The 5,792-nt window shown below is 69.1% G+C and carries 6 protein-coding genes; 1 reads left to right on the top strand and 5 read right to left on the bottom strand.

The features are described from left to right. Window positions 1-186 precede the first annotated feature (186 nt). Window positions 187-1,377: a cell division protein ZapE gene (gene zapE / locus HMPREF0731_RS09185; protein ID WP_007003822.1), complete on the bottom strand. Its 1,191-nt coding sequence runs from the start codon at window positions 1,375-1,377 to the stop codon at window positions 187-189. 163 nt (window positions 1,378-1,540) lie between these two features. Here zapE and HMPREF0731_RS09180 point away from each other — a divergent pair, with 163 nt between their 5' ends. Further along, window positions 1,541-1,804 carry a hypothetical protein gene (locus HMPREF0731_RS09180; RefSeq protein WP_007003821.1) on the top strand — a complete coding sequence of 88 codons (264 nt, stop codon included), beginning with the start codon at window positions 1,541-1,543 and terminating at the stop codon, window positions 1,802-1,804. Between the two features lie 159 nt (window positions 1,805-1,963). On the opposite strand, the gene HMPREF0731_RS09175 is transcribed toward HMPREF0731_RS09180, so the two are convergent. The 4 genes from HMPREF0731_RS09175 to sdhC all read right to left on the bottom strand — a co-directional run bounded on the left by HMPREF0731_RS09175 (window position 1,964) and on the right by sdhC (window position 5,563). Continuing rightward, window positions 1,964-2,746 (bottom strand): succinate dehydrogenase iron-sulfur subunit, encoded by a 783-nt coding sequence (locus HMPREF0731_RS09175; protein ID WP_007003820.1) that lies wholly within the window; start codon window positions 2,744-2,746, stop codon window positions 1,964-1,966. Between the two features lie 16 nt (window positions 2,747-2,762). Further along, the gene (gene sdhA / locus HMPREF0731_RS09170) at window positions 2,763-4,574 is read right to left on the bottom strand and encodes a succinate dehydrogenase flavoprotein subunit (RefSeq protein WP_007003819.1); all 1,812 of its coding nucleotides are present in this window, start codon (window positions 4,572-4,574) and stop codon (window positions 2,763-2,765) included. Between the two features lie 133 nt (window positions 4,575-4,707). Next, window positions 4,708-5,106 (bottom strand): succinate dehydrogenase, hydrophobic membrane anchor protein, encoded by a 399-nt coding sequence (gene sdhD, locus HMPREF0731_RS09165; RefSeq protein WP_007003818.1) that lies wholly within the window; start codon window positions 5,104-5,106, stop codon window positions 4,708-4,710. A 10-nt stretch (window positions 5,107-5,116) separates the two neighbouring features. Next, window positions 5,117-5,563, bottom strand: coding sequence for a succinate dehydrogenase, cytochrome b556 subunit (gene sdhC / locus HMPREF0731_RS09160; RefSeq protein ID WP_007003817.1), 447 nt, complete (start codon window positions 5,561-5,563; stop codon window positions 5,117-5,119). Window positions 5,564-5,792: the final 229 nt, after the last annotated feature.

Genomic DNA, 5,792 nt, shown 5'->3' with positions numbered 1-5,792 from the left:
CGCGCTGCGCGGCGCCGCGGCCGCCGCCTTGCCGGTGTTGCCGGCCTTGGCCGAGGCCGCCACGCGTCCCTCCTGCCGGTTGGGCGAGGCCTCGGCGGCGGGAATCGTCGCGAGGGCCAGAAGGCCCATCAGGCAGAGCGGGATCAGACGCATGGCAGCTTCCTTTCGGCCCGGTGCCGCCGCCCCTCAGGTGAGGTGCGGCAGGCCCAGATAGTCGTGGCTTTGCATTTCCATGAGGCGGGAGGCGGTGCGCTGGAACATCGCCGCATTCTCCCCCTGCTCGTAGAGTCGGTCGGGCTCCGCCGCGGCCGAGGCGACCAGCTTGCAGCGATGCTCGTAGAGGGTGTCGACCAGGGTGATGAAGCGGCGCGCCCGGTCGAAATTGTCGGGGCCGAGGCGCGGGATGCCGTCCAGCACCAGGGTGTGGAAATGGGTCGACAGCGCCAGATAGTCGGCCGGGCCCAGCGGCAGGCCGCACAGCTCGTCGAAATCCGCCCGCGCCACGCCGCCCACCGCCTGCGACACCCGCACCTTGCGGCCGAGCACCGAGATCTCCTCCGGCTCGCCATGCGGCTTGCCGGTCAGTTCCTTGAAGGCGGCGTTCAGCGCCCGCTCGGCGCGGCCATCGACCGGGCTGTGCCAGGTCGGCAGGCCCTGGATGCGGTCGCGCCGATAGTCCTGCTGCGACTTCAGCTGCAGCACCGACACATGCCGGTTGATCAGGGCGATGAAGGGCAGGAAGGCGTCGCGGCCGGGGCGGCCCTTGAACAGATCGTCGGGCGCGGTGTTGGAGGTCGCCACGATCACCGTGCCGCGGGCGAACAGCGCCTCGAACAGCCGGCCGAGGATCATCGCATCGGCGATGTCATGCACCTGGAACTCGTCGAAGCAGAGCAGCGAGGCCTCGGCGGTGATGCTGTCGGCCAGCGGCGGGATCGGGTCCGCCGAATCGCCATGCTGCTTCTTCCAGGCATGGATGCGCTGGTGCGATTGCTGCATGAACTGGTGGAAATGGATGCGCTGCTTCCGCGGCACGTCGGCGCACAGGAAGAACAGGTCCATCAGCATGGACTTGCCGCGCCCGACCTCGCCGACCAGATACAGGCCCTGGGGGGCGTTGCCCGGCGCTTCCTCGACCGGCTTGCGGCGGAAGAAGCGGCTCATGAAGCCGCTGCCCGGCTCGGCGGTCGGCACCTCGCGCTTCGGGTCGTAGCCACGGGTGCGGCGCCAGAGATCCTGCAGGATCTCGGCGGCCTGCGCCTGGGCCGGGTCGGAACGCAATTCGCCCGCCGCTACCTTGGCGCGGTAGGCGGGGAGCGGGCCTTCGGCGGTGGAAGGGGGGCGCGGAGCCTCCCCCGGCTTCAGGGTGCCATCCATCGCATTGCGGCATAGCCTGTCACGGCCGATGCGGCAACCGCACCTTCACCGGAAACACCAACCCACGGAAAAGAAAATGGTTTCCGGCCAAGCTGAGGCCGGAGGCATCCTTCGACCGCGCGGGCGGTTAACACCTCATGCCATTCCCAGCGGAGACACCGCGATGATCGACAAGAGCCATATCCAGCAAGGCGCCGAGCTGGCCTCGGCCGAGGGCCAGGTGCTCGGCCGGGTGGAGGGGGTGGTGGGCGATTTCCTCAGCCTCACCCGGCCGGATGGAGGCCGCGCCTATCTGCCGCTCAGCGCCCTGGCGGAGGATGAGGGGCTGCGCCTGACCACGCTGATGCGGCAGGACGCCGCCGTGTCCCTGCTCCAGGAGTCGCCGGAGCCGGGCGAGCCGGGCAGCAATGCGCTGACCTCCTCCTGAAGCGCGGGCGGGCCGCCGGCCAGGCGGCGGCCTTCGCCTCCCTCCCGGCACGCGGCCGCCCTGGCGCCCCGCCTCCCGCCGGCAGCGGCAGCCCGACACGAAAACGGGGCCGCCGAAGCGACCCCGTCCCCACCAGGCAGCGGCAGCCCGACAGAAAAATCAGCCTTGGCGCTCGACCATCATCTGCTTGATCTTGCCGATCGCCTGGGCCGGGTTCAGCCCCTTCGGGCAGGTCGCGGCGCAGTTCATGATGGTGTGGCAGCGATACAGGCGGAACGGGTCCTCGAGGTTGTCGAGGCGCTCGCCGGTGTATTCGTCGCGCGAATCGGCGATCCAGCGATAGGCCTGCAGCAGCACGGCCGGGCCCAGATAGCGGTCGCCATTCCACCAGTAGGAGGGGCAGGCGGTCGAGCAGCAGAAGCACAGGATGCACTCCCACAGACCGTCGAGCTTGGCGCGCTCCTCCTTGGACTGGCGGCGCTCCTCATCCGGCGGCGGCGGGGTGTCGGACTTCAGCCAGGGCTCGATCGAGCGCAGCTGGGCGTAGATGTGCGACAGGTCGGGCACCAGGTCCTTCACCACCGGCATGTGCGGCAGCGGGGTGATGCGGACGTCCTTCTTCACATCCTCGATCGGCTTGAGGCAGGCCAGCGTGTTCATGCCGTCGATGTTCATCGCGCAGGAACCGCAGATGCCCTCGCGGCACGACCGCCGGAAGGTCAGCGTCGTGTCCACCTCGTTCTTGATCTTGATCAGCGCGTCCAGGACCATGGGCCCGCACTTGTCGAGATCGATCTCGTAGGTGTCGTAGCGCGGGTTCTCCCCCGTATCGGGGTCGAACCGGTAGATCTTGAAGGTCTTGACGTTCTTCGCGCCGGGCTCGGCCTTGTGGGTCTGCCCGGTGCCGATCGTCGAGTTCTTCGGAAGCGTGAAGGTGGCCATCGTTACCCGCTCCTGCTCAGTAGACGCGCGGCTTGGGCGGGAAGACCTGGACCTCGTTGGTCAGGGTCCGCATCTTCACGTCGCGGTAGTCGAGCGTGACCTTGTAGTTCTCATCCACCCGGGCGAGGGTGTGCTTCATCCAGTTGGCGTCGTCGCGCTCCGGATAATCCTCATGGGCGTGGGCACCGCGGCTCTCATGCCGGGCCTCGCCGCCGACCACCGTGGTCAGCGCATTGCCGATCAGGTTGTCGAGCTCCATCGCCTCCATCAGGTCGCTGTTCCAGATCAGCGAGCGGTCGGCGATGCGGATGTTCTTATAGGAATCGGCCACCTTCGCCATCTTCTCGCAGCCTTCCTTCAGCAGCTCGGAGGTGCGGAAGACGGCGGCGTGGGTCTGCATGGTGCGCTGCATGTTCAGGCGCAGCTCGGCCACCGAGATGTCGCCCTTGGCGTGGCGGACGCGGTCGAGGCGGTCCAGCGCCATCTCGCCGGCCTTGGGCGGCAGCGGCGCCTGGGTGGCGCCCGGCTTGATGGTGGCGGCGGCGCGCAGCGCGGCGGCGCGGCCGAACACCACGAGATCCAGCAGCGAGTTGGTGCCCAGGCGGTTGGCGCCATGCACCGAGACCGAGGCCGCCTCGCCCACCGCCATCAGGCCGGGGACCACGCGATCCTGGTCGGTGCCGGTCGCGGCCAGCACCTCGCAATGGATGTTCGTGGGGATGCCGCCCATGTTGTAGTGGACGGTCGGGAGCATCGGGATCGGCTCCTTCGTGACGTCCACGCCGGCGAAGATCTTCGCGGTCTCGGAGATGCCGGGCAGCCGCTCATGCAGCAGGTCGGCGCCGAGATGCTCCAGATGCAGGTGGATGTGGTCCTTGTGCGGGCCGACGCCACGGCCCTCGCGGATCTCCATCGACATGGCGCGGGAGACGACGTCGCGCGAGGCCAGGTCCTTGGCGGTCGGGGCATAGCGCTCCATGAAGCGCTCGCCCTCGGAATTGGTCAGGTAGCCGCCCTCGCCGCGCGCGCCCTCGGTCACCAGGCAGCCGGAGCCGTAGATGCCGGTCGGGTGGAACTGCACGAACTCATTGTCCTGCAGCGGCAGGCCGGCGCGGAGCACCATGCCGCCGCCATCGCCGGTGCAGGTGTGGGCGGAGGTGCAGGAGAAATAGGCGCGGCCATAGCCGCCGGTGGCCAGCACCACGGTCTGGGCGCGGAAGCGGTGCATGGAGCCGTCTTCCAGGTTCCAGGCCATCACGCCGCGGCAGGCGCCTTCCTCGTCCATGATCAGGTCGAGGGCGAAGTATTCGACGAAGAACTCGCAATTGTGCTTCAGCGACTGCTGGTAGAGCGTGTGCAGGATGGCATGGCCCGTGCGGTCGGCCGCGGCGCAGGCGCGCATGGCCGGGGTCTTGCCGTAGTTCTGCATGTGGCCGCCGAAGGGCCGCTGGTAGATCTTGCCGTCCTCGGTGCGGCTGAACGGCACGCCGAAATGCTCGAGCTCGATGATCGCCGGCACCGCCTCGCGGCACATGTACTCGATGGCGTCCTGGTCGCCCAGCCAGTCCGACCCCTTGACGGTGTCGTACATGTGCCAGCGCCAGTCATCCTCGCCCATGTTGCCGAGCGCGGCGCCGACGCCGCCCTGCGCCGCCACGGTGTGGCTGCGGGTCGGGAAGACCTTGGTGATGCAGGCGGTTTTGAGGCCGGCCGCACCCATGCCGAAGGTCGCGCGGAGGCCGGCGCCGCCAGCCCCCACCACGACGACGTCGTAGGTGTGGTCCACCACGCGGTAGGCGCCCGAGGAAGGCATGGTGATCGCGTTCATCGTCCCGATCTTCCGTCAGAGATGCGGCGGCCGCAGGGGGAGCCGCCATTCCAGAAACCGTAAGGCTCAGATGAGGCCAGGGCGGCGCCTGCCAAGATGCGGAGAGGCCGCATCCGGGGCCGCCCCGCCCGGGTCAGAGCGCGATCTTCAGCACCGCGATGGCGGAGAGCAGGCCGAACAGCCAGCACGCGGCCTTCACCGCCAGGACCGAGAACATGCGGGCGAACTCGCCGCGCACGTAATCCTCGATCACCACCTGCAGGCCGGAGGCGGCGTGCTGGAAGGACAGGCCGATCGAGGCCAGCAGCAGCACGGCGTTCAGCGGGTGGGCGATCCAGGCGATGGTCGCCTCGTGGCTCTTGCCGGCCAGGGTCGCCACCGAGATGACGAACCACAGGGTCAGCGGCAGCAGCGCCATGGAGCTGACGCGCTGCATCCACCAGTGATGCGTGCCCTGCTTGGCCGAGCCCAGGCCGCGCACGCGGCCCAGCGCCGATTCCAGCCGCAGGGAGGAGGTCTGCTTCTCGCTCATGTGCCGTTCCTCAGCCCCAGGCGATGATGACGATGAGCCAGGTCAGCACGGTCAGCACGCCGGTGCCGATCAGCACGGCGCGGCCGGTGCGGTAGGTGGTCGGCAGGTCGAAGCCGTAGCCGGCATCCCACATCAGGTGCCGCAGCCCGGCCAGCGTGTGGTACCAGGCCACCGCGGTCATGCCGAACAGCATCAGCATGCCGAGGAAGGAGGAGAGGAACCACTGCACCGTGGCGAAGGGCCCGGGGCCGGCGGCGGCGGCCAGCAGCCACCAGGCCAGCACCAGCAGCCCGACCGACCAGGCCACGCCGGTGGCGCGGTGGGCGATCGACAGGCCGCTGGTGATCTGCAGCATGTCATAGACCTGCAGATGCGGCGACAGAGGCCGGTTCACGCGCGTCCCGTCGGTGCGGCGACCCACCATGATCGCCTCGCGCGCGTCTTTCATACTCGACATGGACCGATCCCGCTCCGCCACGTTTTGAGACGCCCCGACGCCCCGGCCTGGGCAGAGACCGGACAGGAGCGATGCAGCCTTTTATGGTGCGGTGCCCTGTAGCGTCAACGCGCGCGCCCCGGTTTGGACCCTTATGGCAAAGGCCCGGTTAAACGGCACCGGCTTCCTGGTGCCGCCACGCCCAGCCGCCGCAGCGCGACTCGACCGCCGCGCCCCGGCACCCCGCGCC

Origin of the sequence: Pseudoroseomonas cervicalis ATCC 49957 (assembly GCF_000164635.1) — a bacterium.
Taxonomy (GTDB): Bacteria; Pseudomonadota; Alphaproteobacteria; order Acetobacterales; family Acetobacteraceae; genus Pseudoroseomonas; species Pseudoroseomonas cervicalis.
Note: the sequence above shows the minus strand (reverse complement) of the source record. Positions and strands in the feature narration are given on the sequence as shown.

Coding starts and splice junctions, on each gene's coding strand:
- zapE (WP_007003822.1), bottom strand. CDS start 1,377: ATGGATGGCACCCTGAAGCCGGGGGAGGCTCCGCGCCCCCCTTCCACC.
- HMPREF0731_RS09180 (WP_007003821.1), top strand. CDS start 1,541: ATGATCGACAAGAGCCATATCCAGCAAGGCGCCGAGCTGGCCTCGGCC.
- HMPREF0731_RS09175 (WP_007003820.1), bottom strand. CDS start 2,746: ATGGCCACCTTCACGCTTCCGAAGAACTCGACGATCGGCACCGGGCAG.
- sdhA (WP_007003819.1), bottom strand. CDS start 4,574: ATGAACGCGATCACCATGCCTTCCTCGGGCGCCTACCGCGTGGTGGAC.
- sdhD (WP_007003818.1), bottom strand. CDS start 5,106: ATGAGCGAGAAGCAGACCTCCTCCCTGCGGCTGGAATCGGCGCTGGGC.
- sdhC (WP_007003817.1), bottom strand. CDS start 5,563: ATGTCGAGTATGAAAGACGCGCGCGAGGCGATCATGGTGGGTCGCCGC.